At 63.8% G+C, this 22,035-nt stretch carries 25 protein-coding genes, 1 pseudogene and 1 riboswitch; of the genes and pseudogenes, 13 read left to right on the plus strand and 13 right to left on the minus strand.

What is annotated here, in order from left to right:
* Positions 1 to 139: 139 nt before the first annotated feature.
* The 4 genes from NKI15_RS09020 to NKI15_RS09035 all read left to right on the plus strand — a co-directional run bounded on the left by NKI15_RS09020 (position 140) and on the right by NKI15_RS09035 (position 4,017).
* Positions 140 to 1,201 carry a maleylacetate reductase gene (locus NKI15_RS09020; RefSeq protein WP_352886034.1) on the plus strand — a complete coding sequence of 354 codons (1,062 nt, stop codon included), beginning with the start codon at positions 140 to 142 and terminating at the stop codon, positions 1,199 to 1,201.
* 302 nt (positions 1,202 to 1,503) lie between these two features.
* Entirely contained in the window at positions 1,504 to 2,385 is an 882-nt protein-coding gene (locus NKI15_RS09025) for a metal ABC transporter solute-binding protein, Zn/Mn family (RefSeq protein WP_352515352.1), read from the plus strand.
* Positions 2,386 to 2,411: 26 nt separating this feature from the next.
* Positions 2,412 to 3,206: a metal ABC transporter ATP-binding protein gene (locus NKI15_RS09030; RefSeq protein WP_352515351.1), complete on the plus strand. Its 795-nt coding sequence runs from the start codon at positions 2,412 to 2,414 to the stop codon at positions 3,204 to 3,206.
* Positions 3,190 to 4,017 carry a metal ABC transporter permease gene (locus tag NKI15_RS09035; protein WP_352515350.1) on the plus strand — a complete coding sequence of 276 codons (828 nt, stop codon included), beginning with the start codon at positions 3,190 to 3,192 and terminating at the stop codon, positions 4,015 to 4,017. Before NKI15_RS09030 ends, NKI15_RS09035 begins: the two co-directional genes overlap by 17 nt.
* A gap of 715 nt (positions 4,018 to 4,732) precedes the next feature.
* On the opposite strand, the gene NKI15_RS09040 is transcribed toward NKI15_RS09035, so the two are convergent.
* Positions 4,733 to 5,086 (minus strand): cupin domain-containing protein, encoded by a 354-nt coding sequence (locus NKI15_RS09040; protein WP_023824440.1) that lies wholly within the window; start codon positions 5,084 to 5,086, stop codon positions 4,733 to 4,735.
* A 461-nt stretch (positions 5,087 to 5,547) separates the two neighbouring features.
* Between NKI15_RS09040 and NKI15_RS09045 the strand changes: the two genes are divergently transcribed.
* Positions 5,548 to 7,503: an acyltransferase family protein gene (locus NKI15_RS09045; RefSeq protein ID WP_352886035.1), complete on the plus strand. Its 1,956-nt coding sequence runs from the start codon at positions 5,548 to 5,550 to the stop codon at positions 7,501 to 7,503.
* Between the two features lie 50 nt (positions 7,504 to 7,553).
* Here the strand turns inward: NKI15_RS09045 and NKI15_RS09050 are convergent, their stop codons facing one another.
* Positions 7,554 to 8,546, minus strand: a complete 993-nt coding sequence (locus NKI15_RS09050) for an HNH endonuclease (protein WP_023727021.1) — start codon at positions 8,544 to 8,546, stop codon at positions 7,554 to 7,556.
* Positions 8,547 to 8,789: 243 nt separating this feature from the next.
* Here NKI15_RS09050 and NKI15_RS09055 point away from each other — a divergent pair, with 243 nt between their 5' ends.
* Entirely contained in the window at positions 8,790 to 10,064 is a 1,275-nt protein-coding gene (locus tag NKI15_RS09055; RefSeq protein ID WP_352886036.1) for a DUF763 domain-containing protein, read from the plus strand.
* A gap of 147 nt (positions 10,065 to 10,211) precedes the next feature.
* On the plus strand, positions 10,212 to 10,979 hold the full coding sequence (locus tag NKI15_RS09060) for a COG3904 family protein (RefSeq protein WP_156933462.1): 768 nt from the start codon (positions 10,212 to 10,214) through the stop codon (positions 10,977 to 10,979).
* Between the two features lie 57 nt (positions 10,980 to 11,036).
* On the opposite strand, the gene NKI15_RS09065 is transcribed toward NKI15_RS09060, so the two are convergent.
* Positions 11,037 to 11,921 (minus strand): NmrA family NAD(P)-binding protein, encoded by an 885-nt coding sequence (locus NKI15_RS09065; protein WP_352886037.1) that lies wholly within the window; start codon positions 11,919 to 11,921, stop codon positions 11,037 to 11,039.
* Between the two features lie 203 nt (positions 11,922 to 12,124).
* Here NKI15_RS09065 and NKI15_RS09070 point away from each other — a divergent pair, with 203 nt between their 5' ends.
* Positions 12,125 to 12,433 carry a hypothetical protein gene (locus NKI15_RS09070; protein ID WP_023708679.1) on the plus strand — a complete coding sequence of 103 codons (309 nt, stop codon included), beginning with the start codon at positions 12,125 to 12,127 and terminating at the stop codon, positions 12,431 to 12,433.
* Between the two features lie 67 nt (positions 12,434 to 12,500).
* Here NKI15_RS09070 and NKI15_RS09075 read toward each other — a convergent pair whose 3' ends face one another.
* Complete coding sequence (locus NKI15_RS09075) at positions 12,501 to 13,100, minus strand: DUF6456 domain-containing protein (RefSeq protein WP_023705164.1); 600 nt, start codon at positions 13,098 to 13,100, stop codon at positions 12,501 to 12,503.
* Positions 13,101 to 13,372: 272 nt separating this feature from the next.
* Positions 13,373 to 13,579 carry a hypothetical protein gene (locus NKI15_RS09080; RefSeq protein ID WP_352886038.1) on the minus strand — a complete coding sequence of 69 codons (207 nt, stop codon included), beginning with the start codon at positions 13,577 to 13,579 and terminating at the stop codon, positions 13,373 to 13,375.
* Between the two features lie 230 nt (positions 13,580 to 13,809).
* Here NKI15_RS09080 and NKI15_RS09085 point away from each other — a divergent pair, with 230 nt between their 5' ends.
* From NKI15_RS09085 to NKI15_RS09095, 3 genes are all read left to right on the plus strand, one after another.
* Positions 13,810 to 14,055 carry a hypothetical protein gene (locus NKI15_RS09085; RefSeq protein WP_352886040.1) on the plus strand — a complete coding sequence of 82 codons (246 nt, stop codon included), beginning with the start codon at positions 13,810 to 13,812 and terminating at the stop codon, positions 14,053 to 14,055.
* Between the two features lie 88 nt (positions 14,056 to 14,143).
* A complete protein-coding gene (locus NKI15_RS09090) occupies positions 14,144 to 14,344 on the plus strand; it encodes a hypothetical protein (RefSeq protein ID WP_023709399.1) in 201 nt (66 codons plus the stop codon).
* A 260-nt stretch (positions 14,345 to 14,604) separates the two neighbouring features.
* Positions 14,605 to 15,267: a LexA family transcriptional regulator gene (locus NKI15_RS09095; protein ID WP_023689008.1), complete on the plus strand. Its 663-nt coding sequence runs from the start codon at positions 14,605 to 14,607 to the stop codon at positions 15,265 to 15,267.
* Positions 15,268 to 15,434: 167 nt separating this feature from the next.
* Here NKI15_RS09095 and NKI15_RS09100 read toward each other — a convergent pair whose 3' ends face one another.
* The 4 genes from NKI15_RS09100 to NKI15_RS09115 all read right to left on the minus strand — a co-directional run bounded on the left by NKI15_RS09100 (position 15,435) and on the right by NKI15_RS09115 (position 18,924).
* Entirely contained in the window at positions 15,435 to 16,442 is a 1,008-nt protein-coding gene (locus NKI15_RS09100; protein WP_023705166.1) for an ABC transporter substrate-binding protein, read from the minus strand.
* Entirely contained in the window at positions 16,439 to 17,221 is a 783-nt protein-coding gene (locus NKI15_RS09105) for an ABC transporter ATP-binding protein (protein WP_023705167.1), read from the minus strand. Before NKI15_RS09105 ends, NKI15_RS09100 begins: the two co-directional genes overlap by 4 nt.
* Positions 17,218 to 18,060, minus strand: a complete 843-nt coding sequence (locus tag NKI15_RS09110; RefSeq protein ID WP_023705168.1) for an ABC transporter permease — start codon at positions 18,058 to 18,060, stop codon at positions 17,218 to 17,220. The genes NKI15_RS09105 and NKI15_RS09110 overlap by 4 nt, the downstream gene beginning before the upstream one ends.
* A gap of 255 nt (positions 18,061 to 18,315) precedes the next feature.
* Positions 18,316 to 18,924, minus strand: coding sequence for a YkoF family thiamine/hydroxymethylpyrimidine-binding protein (locus NKI15_RS09115; protein ID WP_023705169.1), 609 nt, complete (start codon positions 18,922 to 18,924; stop codon positions 18,316 to 18,318).
* A riboswitch (TPP riboswitch) is annotated at positions 18,915 to 19,027 on the minus strand. It overlaps the preceding gene by 10 nt.
* Positions 19,028 to 19,237: 210 nt before the next feature.
* Here NKI15_RS09115 and NKI15_RS09120 point away from each other — a divergent pair.
* A pseudogene (locus NKI15_RS09120) lies at positions 19,238 to 19,627 on the plus strand (GSU2403 family nucleotidyltransferase fold protein); the annotation flags it as partial.
* Between the two features lie 249 nt (positions 19,628 to 19,876).
* Complete coding sequence (locus tag NKI15_RS09125; RefSeq protein ID WP_023684826.1) at positions 19,877 to 20,128, plus strand: hypothetical protein; 252 nt, start codon at positions 19,877 to 19,879, stop codon at positions 20,126 to 20,128.
* 156 nt (positions 20,129 to 20,284) lie between these two features.
* On the opposite strand, the gene NKI15_RS09130 is transcribed toward NKI15_RS09125, so the two are convergent.
* From NKI15_RS09130 to NKI15_RS09145, 4 genes are all read right to left on the minus strand, one after another.
* A complete protein-coding gene (locus NKI15_RS09130; RefSeq protein ID WP_023705172.1) occupies positions 20,285 to 20,524 on the minus strand; it encodes a DUF2934 domain-containing protein in 240 nt (79 codons plus the stop codon).
* 92 nt (positions 20,525 to 20,616) lie between these two features.
* Positions 20,617 to 20,832 (minus strand): hypothetical protein, encoded by a 216-nt coding sequence (locus NKI15_RS09135; protein ID WP_023670360.1) that lies wholly within the window; start codon positions 20,830 to 20,832, stop codon positions 20,617 to 20,619.
* A 97-nt stretch (positions 20,833 to 20,929) separates the two neighbouring features.
* Positions 20,930 to 21,259 carry a DUF1236 domain-containing protein gene (locus NKI15_RS09140; RefSeq protein WP_023670359.1) on the minus strand — a complete coding sequence of 110 codons (330 nt, stop codon included), beginning with the start codon at positions 21,257 to 21,259 and terminating at the stop codon, positions 20,930 to 20,932.
* Between the two features lie 340 nt (positions 21,260 to 21,599).
* Positions 21,600 to 21,902 carry a hypothetical protein gene (locus NKI15_RS09145; RefSeq protein WP_023684824.1) on the minus strand — a complete coding sequence of 101 codons (303 nt, stop codon included), beginning with the start codon at positions 21,900 to 21,902 and terminating at the stop codon, positions 21,600 to 21,602.
* Between the last annotated feature and the right edge of the window lie 133 nt (positions 21,903 to 22,035).

Consider the following 22,035-nt stretch of genomic DNA (forward strand, 5'->3'; position numbering starts at 1 on the left):
GATACGTTTGCGAGTACGCGGGAGAGATCAGGCCCCGCTTGCGAGACGGTGACGACGCAAACGATGTCGCCGGCGGCGAGAGCTGGTCGCTCGATTTCGGCTCCGTCACAGTGACAATATGCAAAGGGAGCGGATCGGCATGACAAGGACGTTCACCTACTCCGGCAGCCCTGCGCATATTGTCTTCGGCAATGGCGCGTCGTCCGAGGTGGGCACCTGGATCGAAAAACTCGGCTGCAATCGCGCGCTGGTGCTGTCGACGCCGCATCGGGCTGCCGACGGCGAGGCGCTTGCCAAATCCCTCGGCGCGCTGGCGGCCGGCACCTTTTCGGGCGCCGCCATGCACACGCCGGTCGAGGTAACCCAAACGGCAATGGCCAAGGCGACCGAGGTCAACGCTGACTGCGTTGTCGCGCTTGGCGGCGGCTCGACCACCGGTCTCGGCAAGGCGATCGCCTGGCGCACCGACCTGCCGCAGATCGTCATCCCGACCACCTATGCCGGCTCGGAGGTGACGCCGATCCTCGGTCAGACCGAGAACGGCGAAAAAACCACAATGCGTGACGCAAGGATCCTGCCGGAAGTGGTGATCTACGATCCAGAGCTGACCGTCGGCCTGCCGATAGCGATGAGCGTCGCGTCAGGACTCAACGCCATGGCGCACGCGGCCGAAGCGCTTTACGCGCAGGATCGCCATCCGATTTCCACCCTGATGGCGAAAGAAGGATTGCACGCCATGACGGCGGCGCTGCCGGTGTTGACCAAGGAGCCTGGAAATATCGATGCACGCGGCGATGCGCTTTACGGCGCCTGGCTGTGCGGTACGGTGCTCGGCGCCGTCGGCATGGCGCTGCATCACAAGATCTGTCATACGCTCGGCGGCTCTTTCGACATGCCGCATGCCGAGACGCATGCGGTGATGTTGCCGCACACGATCGGCTTCAACGCCGTCGCGGTGCCCGACTTGTTGAAGCCGGTCGCCGACTTGTTTGGCGGCAGCGCCGGTAGCGGTCTCCACGATTTCGCCAAGGCGGTCGGCGCGCCCCTTACATTGAAAGAACTCGGCCTCAAGCAGGCCGATCTCGACCGCCCCGCTGAGATTGCGACCAGGAACCCATACTGGAATCCGCGGCCTTTCGACCGCGCCGCAATCCGCGCCCTGTTGCAGGACGCGTGGGAGGGAAGGCGTCCGCAAAACTGACGGCAACAAGCAAGGAACTTACCCGCCGCGAATTCATCAGGATACCGCCACGACCGGTGTGCTCGCGGCGGCCTCGCGGTGCCGGCGATCGCCTGCCCTTTCGCATATAGCCGACAGGCATGAGTGGCTCCGCCTGGTCGGCGCAGGCCGCTCACGCTTTTGTGCGCGTGAAAAACTGCGCGGCTCGAAAAGCCCATTGACATCAGCCGTATTTTCGACGCAAACGTTATATTATTACTGTTATACAGTTACACAGCCCGCCTCTCCGGCGACATACCTTTCAGACTGCAAGGAGACCACGGATGCGTCGCATTCCCTTTCTCGCCGCGCTGCTCGTCGCGGTGCCGCTTTTGACCGGCACGGCTGCCCGCGCCGAAGACAAGCTGACCATCGTGGCGGCCGAGAATTTCTATGGCGACCTTGCCCGCCAGATCGGCGGCAGCAACGTCACCGTCACCAGCATCCTGGCCAATCCCGATGACGATCCGCATCTGTTCGAGACCAGCCCGTCGACGGCGCGCACCATCGCCGACGCCAAGATCGTCATCTACAACGGCGCCGATTACGATCCGTGGATGGACAAGCTGCTGTCGGCCTCGACAGCCAAGGATCGCACGACCATCGTCGCCGCCGACCTGATCGGCAAGAAGTCGGGCGACAATCCGCATCTGTGGTACGGCCCGGCGACGCTGCCGGCCATCGCCAAGGCGCTGAGCGCCGATCTTGCCAAGCGCGATCCGGCCAATGCCGTGCATTATGAGGCGAACCTGAAGGCATTCCAGACCTCGCTCGAGGCCATTGACAAGGAAATCGCCGGCGTCAAGAACACCTATGCCGGCACCGAGGTGACGGCTACCGAGCCGGTCTTCGGCTACATGGCGGAAGCGCTCGGTCTCAAGATGCTGAACTACGATTTCCAGGTGGCCTTGATGAACGATGCGGAGCCGAGCGCCACGCAGGTGGCGGCGTTCGAAAACAGCCTGAAGGACGGCTCGGCCAAGATCCTGTTCTACAATTCGCAGGTGACCGACGAGGCAACGACAAGGCTGCTCGACATCGCCAAGCAGAACAAGGTCACGGTCATCGGCGTCACCGAGACGGAACCGGCGGGCCAGACGATCCAGACCTGGTTCGGCGGCCAGATCGACGCGGTCCAGAAGGCGCTCGCCGCCCGCACGCAATGAACGTGACTGCGAATGAATGTGACTAAATGAACGCAATCGAATTCGACAAGGTCACGCTGACCTATGGGGGACGCCGGGTTTTATCCGACGTCTCCTTTTCGATTCCGCAAGGCGCCTTTGTCGGCCTGCTCGGCGCCAATGGCGCCGGCAAGACGACGATGCTGCGCGCCATTCTCGGCCTGATCAAACCGGCCGGCGGCGCCATTTCGGTGCTTGGCAAATCGCCGACGCGCGGCAACGCCGACATCGGCTATATGCCGCAGGCGCGGCGCGCGCTTGGCGATGTCGGCGTCAGCGGCCTCGACTTCGTGCTGAGTGCCGCCGGCGGGCATCGCTGGGGCTGGCCCGTCGCATCGGCTGCCGAGAAGGAGGCGGCGTGGAAGGCTCTTGAAGAGGTGGGCGCCGGCGACCTTGCGCGGCGGCCGCTGGGCGAGCTTTCCGGTGGCGAGCGCCAGCGCATCCTGATCGCGCAATCCTTGATCGGCAATCCGCAACTGCTGCTGCTCGACGAGCCGCTGATCAGTCTTGATGCAGGCCATCAGCGCGCGATCATCGACCTGGTGCATCAGATCGGCGAGCGGCTCGGCATTGCCGTGCTGTTCTGCTCGCACGAGATCAACCCGCTGCTGCGCGCCGTCGACCGCGTGCTCTATCTCGGCAACGGCAAGGCGGCGATCGGCTCCGTCGACGAGGTCATCAGCGGTCCGGTGCTGTCGAAACTCTACGGCACGCATATCAATGTGGTGCGGGTTGCCGGCCGCATCTTCGTCATGGCCGATGATGTCGAACTGGAGAGCGGGGCGCATGTCCACGATCTTTGACTATGAATTCATGCGCAACGCCTTCTATGCCTGCACCATCGTCGGCATCGTTTCGGGCGCCGTCGGCTATTTCCTCGTGCTCCGGGGCCAGACCTTCGCCGGTCATGCGCTCTCCCATGTCGGCTTTCCCGGCGCCACGGGCGCCGGCCTGATCGGGCTGTCGCCGTTTCTCGGCCTCACGGTGTTTACCGTCGCCGCCGGCATCGGCATCGGCCTGCTTGGCGAGCGCGCGCATCGCGACGTCGCCATCGGCATCGTTTTGACGCTGTCGCTCGGCCTGGGCTTGCTGTTTCTGCATTTCTACACCGCCTTCGCCTCGCAGGCGACCAACGTGCTGTTCGGCAATGTGCTGGGCATCAGCCTGCGCACCGTTATCGTGCTTGCGGTGCTGGCGGTGGCGATCCTCTTAGCTCTTGTGCTGATCGCGCGCCCGCTGCTGTTCGCCAGCCTGCAGCCGGAACTCGCCGAAGCGCGCGGCGTGCCGCTCACTCTTGTCTCGACCCTGTTCATGGTGCTGGTCGCCGTCGCCACGTCCGAGGCGGTGCAGATCGTCGGCGTGCTGCTCGTCTTCGCGCTGATGGTGGCGCCTGCAGCCACTGCGCTCAGGCTTACCAGCGGCGTCGGAGCCGGCGTGCTGGCGTCCATCGCGCTTGCCGTGATCATCGCCTGGATCAGCCTGACGCTAGCCTTCCTGACCGACTGGCCGACGAGCTTCTGGATCACGGCGCTGGGCGCGGCGGCCTATGTCGTCAGCGGCATGGTCCGGCGCCCGTCGGTCCGAGAGACTCAGAGCGCCGACGCCGGCCCCTGAGGCTTGCCCTCCGGCGGGTCGATCGGGCCGGCTGGGGTGCAAAACTGACGTGAGGGAAATACACCCAAAAAAAGTCAGGTCTACAATCCGGCTCCTGAAACGTTTCAGCCGCGAAAGACAAATTCATCCAATCGCCTAGATCGCGACCTCTGCCGCGCCAAAGGTCCGCTCCGGAGCGGCCGGAACACCCGGAAAACCGCCATTTCAAGCGCATTTTGCAGCGGCGAATGGCTTGCGCGAGGCCGGCTGGAAAGCTGGTCGGGAGGCGCAAAAGGGACCTCCCGCGGCCATTGCGGGCGGCGTTGACAGACCGCGGTGCTGCATGCGTATAGCAAGCCATGGGTCACGCCATGGCCGTGGCGGTTGAGACGGGGCTGGGGGGTTTCGTAACAACAGCATTGACGGCCCGGCGCCGGACGGGCGGCATGCACTCTCGAAGTGCGCCGCTCGCTCTTGGCTGACGCGCCGGCGACCCGGCAGCAGTCCTGGCCTGCGTTCTCTCGACCAGGCTCCGCAGAACGCCATCGTCTCAGCTTTTCGATCCGCATCGGTTCGAAGCGAACGAGGTGACGCCCTCTTAACCGATATTCGCTTCGCTACGTCCCCCTCCCCTGCTGGGCGAGGGGGACGCTGGCGATGAACCGCGCCGGCCGAGGTGTATCGGCACCGATCAGGCACTCCTGACGACGCGATCAAGCAAGCTTGACGACGTCGATCAAGTAAGCTTGACGACGAAGTGCTTGGTTACCGGCTCGATGATCTGCCAGGTGCCCTTGAAATCGGCTTCGACCACGAACGCATCGCCCGGACCGACCTCGACCGGCGTGCCGCCATCGGGCGTGATGATGATGCGGCCGGCGATCATGTGCACGAACTCATAGTCGGTGTAGGTGGCGTGATAAGTGCCGGGCGAGGCCCGCCAGGTGCCCGACAGCACCTTGCCGTCGGCGGTGGTGTGCTGCACGGCGGTCTGCATGGTCGGCCGGCCCGCCACAACGATCCAGCCCGGCAAGTCGCCGCCCTCGGCATGCTCGACAGCGCCGAATTTGAAAATGGTGGTGTTGGTCATGGGAGGCTCCGTTTGAATTGCATGGCTGCCGGTTGGATAGCCGATGCGTGTGACGGGGGCAACGCAAGGGCCGACCCCGGATGTCGGAGATTTGGCGAACGGCGCGCGCTAATCTCCCCCCTCGAGGGGGAGATGTCGCCGAAGGCGACAGAGGGGGTCGGTTCGACTGGACGCGGCGCCCTGCACCAGACGGAAGTTGGCGCTTCACGCGAGACGACCCCCTCTGGCCGCTTCGCGGCCATCTCCCCCTCAAGGGGGGAGATCAGCGGCGTCGCCTCCTCCAATGTTGCACTGCGTTAGATTTGTTGCATTGCGATATCGACCCATAGGGCGGAGTCTTGGTCCGACTGTCAACGGTTGTAGCGCCGTGTCCCGTTGGGCGCAAAGCTGCCGCACGTATGATCCCGGCGCGATCGTTACTCGCCGAGGCGGGGTCATGCACCAGCACGAGGTGGCAAATCGTGTCAGCATCGTTCCGGCCCGATATCGAAGGACTGCGTGCCTTGGCGGTGGCAGGCGTGATCGCCTTTCATTTCGGCTTCACCGGCCTGCCCGGCGGCTTCACCGGCGTCGACATCTTCTTCGTCATCTCGGGCTATCTGATCACAAAACACCTGCTTGCCGAAATCACCGAGACCGGGCAGCTCAACCTGTGGCGCTTCTATGCCAGGCGCGCTCGGCGGCTGTTGCCGGCGTCGCTGTTCGTCATCCTCGCCACACTGGTGGCCGGCGCCTTCATCCTGTCGCCGGAGGAACAATCGCTCTATTCCAAAGGCGCCATGTTCGCCTCGGCCTACATGATCAATCTGTGGCTGATCCGCTGGTCGTTCGATTATTTCGCCGCCGATGCGGCCAGCAACCCGTTTGTCCATTTCTGGTCGCTGTCGGTGGAGGAGCAGTTCTATGTCGCCTGGCCGGCGCTGCTTGTGCTCGCGGCATGGCTGCGCCCCGGCAAGCGCGGCGCGATCCTGGTGATCGGCATTGCCGGCCTCGTCTCGTTCGCCGTCTGCGCGTGGCTCACCACGGTCTCGCAGCCCTGGGCCTTCTATTTCTCGCCGCTACGCGCCTGGGAGTTCGCCGCCGGCGGGCTGGCCAGCATGGTGCCGCAACAAGTCTGGCAAAACCGCCCGCGGCTCGCCACGCCGCTGGCGTGGCTCGGCCTGGCGCTGATTGCCAGCGCCTATCTTTCCTTCAGCGACGAAACGCCCTTCCCGGGTTTCCTCGCCCTGGTGCCGGTGGCCGGCACCGTGCTGTTGCTGCTGGCAGGAGCGGCGCACGCGCAGCAGGAGAGCGCCAAGAAAAGCCCCATCAAGGCACTGGCGCTGGCGCCGCTGCAATGGGTCGGCAAACTCTCCTACTCGCTCTATCTCTGGCACTGGCCGGTGATCGTGTATGCCACGATGCTGACGCCGGAACTTTCGCCGCTGCAGCGGCTCGGCTGCTTTGCGCTGACGCTGGCGCTGTCGGGGTTCACCTATCATGTCATCGAAAACCCGATCCGCCGCAATGGCTGGCTGATGGCCAGTGCGGCGCGGGCGCTGGTGCCGGCCGTCCTCCTGACCGGTACCGGCGTCGTCGCCGCTTATGCCAATGCCAGGCTCGCCGTCCACGATCTCGATCCTGCGCAGCGCAGCATTGCCGCCAGCGCCGCGCAGCCTTCCACGGCGCGCGCGGCCGGCTGTATTCTCTCCTTCGAGACAGTGCCGCCGAAGGCCTGCGTGTTCGGCAACAAGGACGCCGGGCGCTCGATTGCGCTCTTCGGCGATTCGCATGCCGACCACTGGTCGACGCCGCTGATCGAGGCGGCGGCCAAGAACAATTATCGCCTCGTCACCTATCTCAAATCGTCCTGCCGTGCCTCGCGGGTGACGACCTGGAACTGGCGGCTGAAGCGCGACTACACCGAATGCGACCAGTGGCGGGAGCAATCGGTCAAGGACATTATCGCGTTGCACCCGCACATGGTGGTGATCTCGGAATTCTCGATCGGCAATGTGATGAAGGAATCACCCGAGGAACTGAAGCACGCCGATTGGAACGAGGAGTGGAAGGCCGGCCTGCGCTGGACGCTGGCGGCATTCAGCCGGGCCGGGATCAAGGTCGCGGTAATCCGGGACGTTCCCTACAATGGAAGCTATGCCGACAAATGCGTGGCGCGGGCGCTGTGGCGCGGGCAGGTGCCTGAAGTCTGCGACACGCCGAGGGACGCGGCGGCGAACGACGACATCGCCGCGGCCGAGCGCGACGTCGTGCGCAGCGTGCCCGGCGCCACCTATGTCGACCTGACCAGCCAGTTCTGCGACGCCCAAACCTGCCACGTTTTCATCAACGGCCAACTCGCCTTCCGCGACCGGCACCACCTGGCGACGCCATTTGCTGAATCACTGGAGCCGGTCTTGGAGAAGGCGGTGTTTTAGGGGGCGGCGAGGTAGGGGGACCTGACGGCTGACCGCTCAGTTGATGGGAGCTATGCCACAAACACATCCTCTCGATGGTGAGCGAGGTAAGCCTGCTGCGGCGGGGTGAAGGTGCTAGTGCGCCAGACGGCGGGGGCTTCGGCAAAGCCGAAACTCTGCATCACCAATTGCTCGAAACCGAGCCGCCGCAAATCAGTCTTGTCGACGCGCTGGGATATGAGGACCTGCCCGCTATCTTCAAAACTGATGAAGCCACGGTCAAAGAGGTGGTCGGCATCAGGCGTGAGGAGCAGCCCGTTCATGCCGTCCAAGCGCTCCTGCGCGGAAGCGCATAGGCGCCAAGGCTTGATGTGGCTTGCAATCAGCAACGAGGGATTGGTGACCCCTGTGAGTCGGCACGAGCGCTCCATGGCTTCGACATTGGAACGAAATTTACCTTGGCCGCGACGAGCTTGAATGACGCTCGTCTTTACAGTGTCCTCGAGTTGGAGGTCATCTCGGATACGGCGCTCAACGACGTCCTCTAAAATTTCATTGACGACTTCGAAAGTGAGACTGTTTGCGCCACCACGCCTCAGAGCTTCGCGGTCGAAAGCTGTACCCGCGACAATGGTGTGAAACACCTCTTGCGATACGCTCGCGAGATAGGCGTTTTGACGGCCTGATCCGGAGTTTGGGTCGATGGGCGAGTATCGGGGAGGCAGAAGCGGACCCAATTCGCCAATTATGTCCGACGGGCGCACCGTCGGCAGGAGCGGCGCCCAATACACCGGGAGAAGCCAACCTTCCTCGTTCCAATTGGCTCCAGTGTTCTTGAACTCCGGTGGTTTCGGTGCTGTGAATGCAAACTCCGCTACCCGACCAATATAGCGCACGGCTTGACCGAAAAAAGACAACACGAGGTCACCAGGTGTCGCCCGACGCATATTTTTGTAGAACTCGCTGCGTGCCCCATTCTTCTGAGTTTTGGGCGACCAGAGATATTGGCCGTCGATCTCTTGGCGGGCGGTCTGACTGTGATTTACCCACCAGAATTGCGACATCGTTTTGGTTTTAATAGTTGCCGTCGGCTGGATAAGCTCTATTCGAGACCTGTCTCGCCTTCAAGCAGGGAGCCGACCTTATTGCCAGGTGCGACAGGCGGCGTAACTGCATCTTTCGGCGAGACACCAAGAAGAGCGTAGGGCGACGATAGTCGCCGCCCCCACCCCGCTTGCAAATCGCCCCCCAAATGCCATCTACATCACAGGCGCACCGCCGGTGCGCGGCATCCACGGAGCATTCACTTGACGCAGCGAAGCGGCAGTGCGGACTTGCCGCTGCATGGCGGGCGGGTTCCGAAATGGCTGGGCGATCGTATGACGCGGCTGGGTGCGGTGTTGTGCGAGGCGATCATCCATCACTATGGCCGCGACGAGCTGTTGCGGCGGCTGGCGCATCCGTTCTGGTTCCAGTCCTTCGGCGCCGTCATGGGCATGGACTGGCACTCCTCGGGCATCACCACCTCGGTCGTCGGCGCGCTGAAGCGCGGGCTAAACCCGATGTCGCGCGAGCTCGGCATCCATGTCTGCGGCGGGCGCGGCGCGCATTCGCGCAAGACGCCGCAGGAACTGACCGCCATCGGCGAGCGTGTCGGCATCGATGGCGCGGCGCTCGCCACCGCTAGCCGCCTGGTCGCCAAGGTGGACAGTGCGGCCGTGCAGGACGGCTTCGACCTCTATCTGCACGGCTTCATCGTCACCGACGACAGCCGCTGGGTGGTGGTGCAGCAAGGCATGAATGGCGACAGCCGCCAGGCGCGGCGCTATCACTGGCTGTCGGAAGGGCTGACCAGCTTCGTCGACCAGCCGCATGCGGCGATCGAGGGCGAGCGGCAGGGCGAGATCGTCAACCTGACCGACCATCGCGCCGCGCCGTCACGTAGCGGCCAGATCGACCTGTTGAAGACCATGAGCCCGGAGCGGATCCTCGACGAGCTTGCCGTGCTGGAGCCGCCGCCGAAATCACCGGCCGCGAAATCATCCGCGCAGCCGATGCTGCCCAATCTGGTGATGCCGGCGCATCATGACGTGCGCGAGAGCGACATCGTCATGCACCGGCTGCACGGCAACATTTCCGCCGCCATCGAAAGCGGGCCGGCCGATTTTCCCGAGCTGCTACTGGTGCCCGGCGTCGGCGCGCGCACGGTGCGGGCGCTGGCCATGGTGGCGGAAGTGGTGCATGGCGCGCCCTGCCGCTTCTCCGATCCGGCGCGCTTCTCACTTGCCCATGGCGGCAAGGACCGGCATCCCTTCCCGGTGCCGCTGAAAGTCTATGACGAGACGATCGCGGTGCTGAAATCGGCCGTCGGCAAGGCCAAGCTCGGCCGCGAGGAAGAGCTTGGCGCGCTGAAGCGGCTGGATGGCGAAGCGCGGCGGCTGGAGCGCTACGTCACCGGGCCGAGCCTTAAGGAGATCGTCGCCGGCGAGTTCGACCAGTCGCACCTGCTTGGCGGGCGCAGTGTGTTTGGGTGGGAGACGGCGGCGGAAAGCGACGACGGTTCAGACAGGGGCCGCCAGTAGCGGCCTGTCCATCATGCAGAGATAGTGCGCGGCCGATAGAAACACGTGCTCGGCTTGTTTTGATAATGCTTGCAAAGACCCATTTCTCAAGTGATGCTCTGCCAGGCGAGGCTCGGCATGAAGACATTCGCATGGACGTCGGTTTTCGTGCTGCTGGCGATTGGCGGCGCGATCGCCCAAACGACGCCTGAGCCTGCCATACTGGCATATACACCGCCGATGCACTTCGTCGTTGTACGCAACAGCACGCCAGGATGCGAGCCGACATGCCCGGAATGGATTTCGGCGGAAGGTCACATCGTGGCCGGCACGCCAGCTTTGCTGAAGGCCTTGCTGAAAAAACTCGGCCCCCGCAAATTGCCTTTGGCGTTGAATTCCCCGGGCGGCGAGACCGATGCGGCGATGGCGCTTGGCCATATGATCCGCGCCAGCGGGCTCGACACGATGGTTGGCAAGACGGAGTTCTCCGAATGCGCGCCAGACACAAAAGCCTGCGGGCCGGGCGACCTCCGCTTCGGCGTCGCCAACCCCGTCGGCGCAGTCTGTTCGTCAGCTTGTACGATGGTTCTTGCGGGCGGCGTACGGCGCCTGGCAGACAGCCGCGCCTTTGTCGGCATTCACCGGATCATGCTGCCGACCGCCAAGAAAATCCACGGCAAGAAGACCATCGTCCTCGTTCCGATACCCAAATGGTATGAACGCAAGGTCGACAGCTATTTCACCGAGATGAAAGCAGGTTCGTGGATCGTATCGGCCATGCAAAAAATACCCGACGACAGCATACGATACCTCGTGACATACGAACTTTTGGACCTGAATCTGATAACCGAAACCGGTCACGGCGACACGCGCACCTCCATCGATATCTGCAAGACCACGCCGCCGGCGGGCAACTGCCGAACGGTCAGGCAATAGGAATAGCGGGCCACGTAGGTCGTCGAAGCGCCTGTTTCTCAACAGCAACCCTTCACTTTACGCGGCACCCTTCAACAGGTCTTCCGGCCGGCCCTCGACGAGCGCAGCAATATAGCTTTCCAGGCTGGTCGTGCCGCGCTCCGGGTTTTCCGGCTGCATCGGCTTGTCCAGCGTGGCCCCGGTCATGCGGGCATAGGACTCGGCCGCCGCTTTGGAGAAGCCGAGTTTTTCGTAGGTTTCTGTCCAGCGCTCCCGCGGCACCGTGACCACGCGCACGTTTTTGCGCAACGCCGCACTGAAGGCTGCGGCGACATCGGCGGCTGAGTAGCGCCGAGGACCCTCGACATAGTGCGTGCCGGTCTTGTCCGCCGGTTCCAGAAGACGCCTCGCCGCGGCCTCGCCGAGATCCTGCGGCGCCACCATCGGCAGCTCGAAATCCGCCGGGAAGAAGGAGGTGATGACGCCATCGCGCCGCGCTGTCTCCAGGGCCTGATCCCAGTTGCTCATGTAATAGGCGGCGCGGTTGATGCTTGCCGGAATGGCCTGGGCCTTCAGCTTCTGCTCGAGGCCGTAAAGGACGGTGAGATCGCCGACACCCTCGCCGGCCTGCGCGCCGTAGGTCGATTCCGCCACCAGCTTTTCGAGGCCGGAGCCCTCCAGTGCCGCCGCAATCGCGGCAACCGTCTTGCGCTCCTCGGCGTCGGTGTCGGTCGATGGATCGGCCGGCGGGTTGAGCAGAAACGCCCGCTTGCCGCGCCGCAAGATTTCACGCAGTGCCTCGACATCGAGCACATCGGCAACCGCAGCCTCCGCGCCCTGTTCAACCAACCATGCGGCCTTCGCCTCGTCGCGCGTCACCACCGTGACATCCTCGCCCTGCCGCAACAGCGCCATTGCCGCCGCCGAGCCGACATGGCCGGTACCTCCAAGAATGACATGCATGGTCTCGTCCTTCCCTTGCTGATTCATGCCGGATTAATGGCTGGGGCGGCGAAGGGTTCAAAAATCGGGGGACGATGCTGACAGGAGGTGACGCTGACTTTCCTCGCAATGCACGGCGCAGGGGTCGTTCGCATCTTGCAAAATTATGGAACGAGGTCGTGCCCAGCGAGTTATATTAGCGCAACCTTGAATAGGAGGCAGCTATGAGAAAGCTCCTGCTTGCTTCGGCTATCGCTATCACTGCGGCGGCGGCGATGATCGCCCCGGCGAATGCCGGCGGGCGCGTCGTGATCGGCATCGGCAACGGCTACTATGACGATGAGTACAATGACAGCTATGGCGACTATTACGATCGCTACGCTCCTCGCCCCTACTACCAGTATGATGCCTACGACAACGGCTTCAGGTACCACAGGTATCACAGGCACCATCGCCATTGCCGTATAGAGTTGGTCAAGCATTGGCGCCATCATCACAGGATCGTCGAGGAAATTCGCGTTTGCGAACGGTGATCCGATAGGGTGAAACCGGTTCGGCCGGCATCTGCCGGCCGGCCGCTTCACTACGCGGCTGCCGGCCTTATCGCGGCTTCCGCATCAGCATCATCCCGTAATCCACGGCCAAAAGGTCGAGCCCGACCTTCAACAGCTTCACCACCACATCTCGTCCCTCGCCGGTGCGTTCGGCGAGCGCCTTCACCGACTGGCCTTCGAGGCAGATTTTGCGAACCACCTCCGCCACTTCCCAGTGGGCCATGGCGGCGATGGCATGGGTGTGGGCGCGGCCGGCGTTGAGCACGCGGTCGGGGATGCCGCCATTGATGCGGCCGCCGTCAATGCGCTCTTCCCACGGCATCGGCCGCAGCCCGTCACGCGAGGCGCGCTCGAAATCGTCGCGAAACCGCTGGCCGGCCTCACGCTGCTGGCGGGTCAGCGAGGTGATGCCGACCAGCGGATCGACATTGCGCACCCGCACGATGCCGCCGGTCGCGGTGTAGCCGTCATTGGAGACCTCGTAGACGCGCCGCGCCTCTTCGGTGCCGACGCTCAGCCGCTTGCGGCCGAAGCGATCGTCCTTCAGCGCGAAATCATGGCCGATCTCGCGGCGGATGCGCACCTGCTCGGCTTCGCCCGCAGGCAATTTCGGCGGTTTGGCTTTCTGCGCGGTTTTTTTGCTCATCGGGGGATCCTTGTGGGATTGGGTTGTTGAGCCGGAAGGTTGAGATCCTTCGCGCCCCCCTCTGCCCTGCCGGGCATCTCCCCCTCAAGGGGGGAGATTGGCAGCTTCGGTCACGTCGCTGACTTGCAACGCCGGCGATTGGCAAATGCGGTGGTGACATCCAATCTCCCCCCTTGAGGGGGAGATGGCCGGCAGGACAGAGGGGGGCGCTGTCCCGCCGGCTTTCGATCATTGGTGGGGTCGTCCGGAGGCGAGGAACGGAGCCCAGCCGCTCACACCACCTCCGCCACAGGCCGGTGGAAGCGCGCCTGGTGGTATTCGCAGTAGCTTTTCAGCGCCCTTGTGCGCAGGCCGCAGCACAGCATCTCGAGCCCCGGCCGGCTGCCGGGAGCATCGTTGTCGGGGTCTTCCTCCAGCGTCAGGTCGAGCGGCGCGGCAGCGGTCGAACAGGCAGTCGATGAAGCGCATGGCGGCGACATGCGGCTGACGCCCGAGCGAGGCAGGGCGCGGCGCCGGCACATTGAAGCGGTAGATTTCGCCGTCCACCACCAGCCGTCCTTCACCCGGGATCGAGGGCGCCGGACGGGCTGGCAACAGAGGCCTGGCCGATGGCTGACGGGTCGGTTTGGCGGCCGGTTTGACCGGCGCGGCCTGCTTCGAAACTCCTACTTCCCTTACGGGCTTGCTTGGCTGCGCCGGCGGATTCCTCTTGGCGGTATTCTCGTTTGCCGCAGTCTTCCCCGTCGCATTCTTCCTCGGTCGGCCGCCGGACCTGCCGCCTCTGGGGTTGGCGAAGCCGATGGTCTTCAACGCGCTGTTGCGGTGGACGATGCCGATGATGGAATTGCGCGAGACCGGACTGCCGCGCAGCGCCGTGAAGCGGACGGCGATCCCTGTGGCCGACAGGCCATCCCTCAGCCAGACGGCGATCTCCTGCAATTCGGTGTCGGTATAGGCAGTCATGTCGGTATCCATTGATTGCGCGCGCAAAGGCCGAGCGCCGGCCCCGAGGGCCCACGGGAAAAAATCAGAGCGGATGGTCGGTGCGGTCAGCCGATACTGGCGGCCGGCAGCGAGCCGGCGAGATGCCGCAAGGCGGCTTCGGCGGCCGCTTTGGTGAGGGCGGAAACCGCCCTGCCCGTCAGCCGGTCGAACAGGATGACGGTGCCATCTTCCGTGCGGATGCAGGAAATACCCTGCCCGCCGGAGACAGCCCTTGGCGCACCGGCGGCGCCATGGGCTGAAGAGGTGGCCGGAGCCGGGAGAGGAGCGGCTCCGGCCGTTCCGGTCGATCGGGGGGACGACGGTTCGACCGGATCCGGGGCAGAAGCCCCGGTTTGCGTCCGGACCGGGGAGGAGGACAGCCCGGACGATGGGAGAAAGCTGAGGATGTCTGCGGAAACGCTTGCGATTTGTTCGATCATGCGCTAAGCGTACGATATGTACGAAACGTACGCAAGCGAAATCGTACATATTGGACGATAAATTTCAGGCAATTTGTACGATGCAGGAACCGAGGCACAGATTGCAGCAGGCGCGGGCGGAGGCGGGCTATGCCTCGCCGAGCGACGCTGCGCGGGCATTGCGCGACATCAACAAGAACACGCTGATCAGTCACGAGAACGGTAACCGGCCGCTGTCGCGCAAGGCGGCGGAGAAATACGGCCGCCTGTTCGGCGTCGATCCCGGCTGGCTCTTGTTCAACGGCGACGGCGGCAGCCTTTCGGGTGGCCATTTCGGCTTTGACGAGTCGGGCCGGCAGATCCCGATGCCGTCGCTGGCCACCGTCGACGTGCCCATCGTCTCATGGATCAGCGCCGGCGAACTCGGCAGCCAGGACATGGTGGTCAATCTCAGCGACTATCCGACCATCCCCACCACCGATCTGGAGCAGGGCCAATGGATTGCGCTACGCGTCGACGGCCCGTCGATGAACAAGATCTCGCCACCGGATTCGATCATCTTCGTCAACCTCAGGGACAAGCGGCTGGTGACCAATGGCTGCTACGTCATTTCGGACGAATCCGGCCAGGCCACCTACAAGCGTTACCGCCCCAACGAGAACCCGCCCTTCCAGCCGGCCTCCTACATGGACATCCCGCCGCCGGCGCTCGAAGGCGCCATCACCATCATCGGCCGGGTGAAGCGCTCGATGATCGATATGTGAGGGAGAAGGCGGTGAGGCGCAATCTCCCCCCTCGAGGGGGAGATGGCCGGCAGGCCAGAGGGGGTCGCACGCGTAAGGCGCTGACGTCCTCTGTCCGCGATAGGAAGTCGCGTCAGGACGTACCGACCCCCTCTGTCGCCTTCGGCGACATCTCCCGAGGGGGGAGATTACGCGCCCAAAAACTCGTTCGTAAAATACCCCCCGAAATCCGGCCGCTCTTTCAGCCCCTTGCCATCGGCGTCAAGCAGAATGCCGGCCCTGAAGAGGTAGGTTCCGATCGCCTCGATCTTGGCCTTGTCGATGGTGCCGATGACGCCGGCCTGGCTTCTGAGGAAGTGCCCGTCGACGAGCATCTTCAGCGAAGCGTGGATCAGCGCCGGGTCGGTCAGCGCGTCCTTGTTGGACGCGATCAGCAGGTCGCCAGCCTCTTGCGCATGATCGACCGCAAACTGATAGCCACGGCGCGTCGCCTCGAGAAAGGATGACGCCGCCTTTGGATTTGCCTGGAGATAGGCATCACTGGAGGCGATCAAGGTGGTGTGCTCGTCGGGCACGCCGTAGTCGGCGTAGCGGAAGCCGCGCTGCCTGACGCCTTTCAACTCGGCAGCGACGCCTTCCCAGGTCGAGACCTCCAGCGTGAAGTCGACCGAGCCGTTGGCCAGCGCCTCATAGGCCGAGGTGCCTAATGTCACCGTCTCGAAAACGCCCTTGCCGCCATCGTGGCGGATGATGGTCGAGATCAGCGTGTTTTCCCAGGCGCTGCCGAAGCCGCCATAGGTCAGACCGTCGAGATTCCTGGGACTCTTGATCTCGCCGCGATCCGCGTTGAAGACCAACCGGCCGGTCTCCTGCTGGACCACGGCGTAGACCGCCTTGAGATCGGCGCCGGCAGCCCGCTGGGTGAACAGGCCGACGCCGGCAATGCCGAAATCGGCGATGCGGTTGGCGACCAGCGTGCCGGCGCCAGTATCGCCATAGGGCAGGATCTCAACATCGAGCCCGGCCTCGTGGTAGAACCCTTTGTCGCGGGCAACGAACAGGCCGACATGGTTGGTGTTGACCGTCCAGTCGAGCGCGACGGTGATTTTTTGCGCAGCCGCATGAGCGCGCGAGGCCAGCGGCAATCCGGCGGCCAGCGTCAGCAGCAAAGCCTGCCGGCGTGTGAATTCGGTCATGAAAAACTCCTTTGAGCGGTCTGCGGAAACAAGCCCCGGTCAGTCCCGGGATTGAGCAGCGTGTCGAGGATGTCGGCTTCGAGCGCGGCGGCCTGGCGCGCGGCATCGCTGCCGGTGGTGCGCGGGCGCGGCAGCGGCACGGCAATCTCGCCGATGATGCGGGCCGGCCGCGCCGACATCAGATAGATTCGATCGGAGAGGTAGACGGCTTCGCGCACGTCATGGGTGATCAGCAGCGCGGTCCAGCGGTGGCGCTGCCACATGCCTTCCAGCCAGCGCTGCATACCCGCGCGGGTCAGTGCATCCAGCGCGCCAAAGGGCTCGTCGAGCAGCAGCATGTCGCGCTGCTGCACCACGGTGCGCAAAAGGGCGGCGCGCTGGCGCATGCCGCCGGAAAGCTCGGCCGGCCAGGCGCGCTCGAAACCGGCAAGGCCGAACTCAGCGAACAATGGCGCAACGGACGCGCGCGCCTCGCGGCGCTTCATGCCCTGCACCTCCAGCCCCAGCGTCACATTGTCGATGACGCGTCGCCACGGCATCAGCGCGTCGCGCTGCGGCATGAAGGCGAAGGGGCTGCCCTGCAATGGCGCGCCGTCGAAGCGCATGTCGCCCTCACCTTTCAGCGCGCCGGTCAGCAACTGGAACAGCGTCGACTTGCCGGCGCCGGAAGGGCCGAGGATGGAGACGAACTCGCCGGCCGCGACATGAAGCGAAATGCCGGCGAGCACCTCAAGCGCGCCGAAGTTCTTCCTGATGTCCCGGAGTTCGAGCCGCGTCATTGACGGTTCTCTTCTGCAGCTTCAACCTTGCCGTCGCGGCTTTCGCTCCCTGCATTCTCCCAAGGCATGGCGAAGCGCTGGACGAGCACCGCAATGGCGAACAAGACAAGCGTGAGCGCGGCGCTGACGGCGACCGCGGCGAGCACCAGATCGGGCCGAAAGTTGTTCTTGGCATTGAGCATGTAGATGCCCAGCCCCTTCGCCGCCCCCGCATATTCGGCGAAGATCGCGCCGACGACGGCGTAGGTGATGGAGATGCGCAGCCCGGCGAAGAAATAGGGCAGCGCCGAAGGCAGGCGCGCCAGCCAGAAGATGCGCCAGCGCCCTGCCCCCATGGTGGCGAGCATCTGCGAAATCGCCTTGCTGGTCGCGGCAAAACCCTCGACCAGCGCCACCATCATCGGGAAGAAGGTAACGAGCGCCACAAGCAGGATTTTTGGCATCAGCCCGAAGCCGAACCACAGCACGATGAGCGGCGCGATCGCGACCAGCGGCAAGGTCTGGCTGACGATCAGCAGCGGAAACAGCGCGCGGCGCAGCGGGGCCAAGAAATCGACCAGCGCCGAAAGCACGAAGGCAGCGACCAACGAGCAGGCGAAGCCGGCTGATGTGGCGCGGATGGTAGGCAGCGTGTTGTCGGCCAGGGCGGCGCGATGCTCCCAGGCCTGCTGCAGCACGCGCGACGGCGCCGGCAGCACGGTGGGGGCGACACCGCCGTAGCGGGCGTAGAGCTCCCAGGCCGCGAGGAGCAGGGCGAAGGCGAAGGCGGCGGGGATGGTCTTGGCGATGCCGGCGGCTAATCTCCCCCCTCGAGGGGGAGATGTCGCCGAAGGCGACAGAGGGGGTCGTCTCGCATAGAGCGCCCACGCCTTGCCGATGCGAAAAGGACGTCGGCGCTCCACGCGCTGGGACCCCCTCTGGCCTGCCAGCCATCTCCCGCTCGAGGGGGGAGATTCGTGGGCATCGCGGTCTTCGCCAATCGCCAATGGCTCCCCTCCTCTTTGTGCTGAGGGGTCAGAGGCATCTCCTCCACGCAATGGGTCAGATAAACCAGCCACGGCAATATCCTCAAGGAACGACGCTTGAGCCGCGGCTCAGACGGCGCTCGGGCTGTTCGCCGAGATCGTGATGTCGAGGGTGACGTGGCCGGCGCCGGGGCCGAAGCGGCAGAAGGCCTCGTTGAGCGTGGCAAACACGGCACCGGCATCGCCACGCAATTTGGTGCAGAAGTTCTTTGAGCGCTCAAAGACGCCGGACTGTTTCAGGAAATCGATGCAGCCGTAGATCTCGTCCATATGGTCGCCCGTGCCCATAACGTAGAGCGAGAACTGCGCCGCCACCGGCTGGCCGGTCGACGGCGTGGCCTGGACAGCGCGGATCGCGGCGATCTTGCGCTCGTCCAGCGGAATGGCGGGGCCGCCGGTCTCGTCGGAGCGGCAGATCGGATCGTCGGGCTCACCCGGACAGCCGCGCGAGACCGCCGCCGAAAGCACGCAGTGCTTGCCGCTTTTGGCCGCCGCCACGAACAGGTCGCGCATAGCGGGAAACAGCACCTCGGGCGGCCCGACCGTAAGGGTCGAGATGTCATCGGTTTCGATCCGCAGCCGGTCGCGCCACGGATCGAGCGCGCCGAGCGCGCCGAGGATGACGCCGACGAAATCGTCGGTCATGGGATAAAGGGAAATCTGTGCGCCTGAAAACATCGCCCGCCTCGCTCCGCTGGTATTATCCAGATCAGCTTTAGGGTCCGAAGGCTTGCCGCCCTCATCTCAGCCCCGACGATACGGAGCACCCCTGTGGATGGGCGGGTTAAAGCATTGTTCGAGACATTGGGGAAGCCGTTTGTTGAGGCACTGCGGCAAAGTGTTTTAGGCCAGACGTGCCGGGCGCCTGGGCGTTAACAGACGACTCGTCAGTTCGTTGCGTTATAAGGTTTCCACGAACTTCTTATAACTGCGTTGGAATTCAAGCTGATAAACGTAATTATAAGAAAACGGCAGAGACTCCGCGCAGCCCTTACGGTTTCTGGATCTCCTTATCCGCGACCCCATCCGGACTGTGCTCCTGCATCGCTCGGGCTTGCCTGTGCTGGTCCCCTCGCCCCAGCGCCACGCCATCCACAAGCTGATCGTCGCCTCGCGACGCGGGCCGAGCGCTGGCGCCAAGCGGGAGAAGGATCTCCATCAAGCGCGCCTGCTGACCCAAGTGCTCGAAGCCACGCGTCGCCAGGACGACCTTGCCTTCGCCTTCATGGAAGCGTGGGAGAGGGGCGAAAACTGGCGCGAGACGATCCGGGGCGGCTTGAACCTGTTCGACGCCGCCACGAGGGAAACAGTCAACACCATCCTGGGGAAATCCCTCCGCGAAATTGGTGCGACTCCTGAAGGATTCACGATGCGGGATTAGCTGAAGCGACCGCTGCTATATTCATTTCCATCGTCCCAACTGTACGAATTGGCTTGACGCTTATTCGTACATAAAGTACGATATCTCTTTTCTCAGAGAGGAATGTCCTTGAGCACAGCGAACCATGTTGCCTTCGCCGATCTCTCTCGTCCTTTGCAGTCATCTCCGTCGTTGCCGCCGCCTTTATTGCCGCCCCCTTTGTTGCCCTTGTCATTCGATCAGTGCCAACGCCTCGCCGGGGCCTGGCGAATGGCCAGCCAGGACATCGCCGACGACATCCGCTTCATCCGCCAATATCTGAAAGTCGTTGCCGAGAAGGACGAGAGGCTGTCGACCGGCACCCTTGTTCACAGCCGCGCCTATGTCGAGGCCTGCGCCGGCTGGCTGCCACAGACTGTAACGCGCTATCTGCGCCACCTGCGCCAGATCACCGAATGCGAACTGGCTATGACAGCTGCCGGGATTCGCTTTGCGCTGTCGAGTTATGCCTGGGAGGCATGAGGGGCGGCTGTCGCCAAACACAAGGAATTGCGCTGCCCGTCGCAGGCGCAATTCGTCAGGTTGAGAGGCTCGGGCGCGCCTGAACGGCGGGCGCCAAGGATGGCCCGGCCAGCGAATTCCGGCCTTGCTTTATTTCGACTGGCCTTATTTCTGGCCTTATTTCGATTTGGCTTTGCCGGACTTTGCGGCGGCAGGCTTCGCGGCCTTTGGCTTGGCGGCTGCCTTGGCGGGCTTGGCGTCAGCTTTCTTCGCCGCCTTTTTGGGCTTGGCGACCGCGCCATCAAATTCAGCCGTGGCCTGCTCCCAGTGTTCCTGATGCGCGCCTTCAGGCCGGCCGGCCTTTTCCCAGATCTCGTGCGCGCGCTGGCGAATGCGGTCCTGTTTGTCGTCCGTCACTTAAGCCTCCGTGGTTGGGTCCGGTCGGTTGGTCCAGATTCCACGAAAACATTAGCCGAAAATTCGGCCGGCGTCTTGAGTGACGAGACATCTCAGCGCGGGTCGGAAATCACCGCAACGCCGAGCAGCGCCGCCTTCTTGACGATCAGCCCCGCGAGGTCGGCATCCGAACGATCGGTGCCGGTGCGCTCCCGCAGGAGCGCGATCGCTTCCTTCATCGATAACAGCGCCGTGTTGCGCTCGGCCAGCAACTTGTCGCAACACGCCGCAACATTGGCGGAGTTCGGGGTCTCGACATGCGGCAACATGGCAATTCTCCTTCATCATGTTCATCATTCGGCCCTGCCGCCCTTTTAGGAAGAACGACAGGGCCGTATCACCGATGAATGGTTAGGTTGTCGAGCGTTACTCGACCACCTCGACAATCCTGCGCGTGCTGGGGTCGACCAACACGGTATGGTTGTCGACGACGGCGTATCTGTACTGAACGTCGGGAACCTCCTGCAGCTCGACAGTGTCAGGCAAGGCAGTGCCGACATTCAATTCGACGCCGAGCAGATTGACCGAGGCAAGCGGATGTTTCTTTACGTATTGGTGCACGACCGTGCGCTGTTCCGGGGTGATGATCACCTGCTGCTGTGCCGGCTGCGTGACGATGACCTCGTCGGCGGCGGCAATGCCGATACCAGCGATCATGGCGAGCCCGGCGACGGCGGGAATAAGGATGGTTTTCATCTTCGTCTCCTGTCGTTGTTGGCGAGCTCCGCCGTGTTCCCGCATAAGGCGAAAACAGCGCAGATCGAGGTGGCGGGCTCCTGGAGGCAAACGCAGCCGGTACGGTCTTGTTCCGCAAGCGGAGACTAAATTGATCGGCTTCCGGTCATGCCAGCAGAACCCGCACCCGCAAGATTCGCATTGAAGCACAATCCCTCAGGAGACCTTCGACATGGATGATGCACGGCTCCAATTCCGGTGGCGATTGCGGCCGGCGCCGGCATTGATCCGGTGACCGCGTCGCCCGGCCAAGACCGGAACCGACCGCCTTCGTGCCACGCCGTGAAGTTTCAAGCAAAGGTCATTGCTTCGGCGGCTGCGCAGGCACCTCGCCAGGCTTGATCACCGGCGTCTTGCCCTGATCCGGCGGCGGCTGCGTCATACCCTGGTCACCACTGGGCGGCGGCTGCAGCACGCCGCCGCAGGGACCGAGCGTGCTGGTCGATTCGCCGCCGCCATTGGCGACCGGCGGCTTCTGACCATCGTCCTGAGGCTGCGCCTGGCAAGGCGCGGCAGGGCCGTGCTGGTCGCCATTGTCCTGCGCAGCCGCCGGGTCGGCCAGCGCCAGGAGCAGCACGCATGGGATGAGGGGGAAAGTCTTCATGGTCCAGCTCCTCTGGATTCATCTCCTTGGCAAAGCAGACTAGTCCTTGGCAAAGCAGACTGGCGGCAATTGGTTCCACGGAGATGGAGTGGTTGCCGGAACCTGACAGCCGGAAGTGAGTTCCACCTTCTCG

The organism is Mesorhizobium sp. M0862 (assembly GCF_040319795.1).
Taxonomy (GTDB): Bacteria; Pseudomonadota; Alphaproteobacteria; order Rhizobiales; family Rhizobiaceae; genus Mesorhizobium.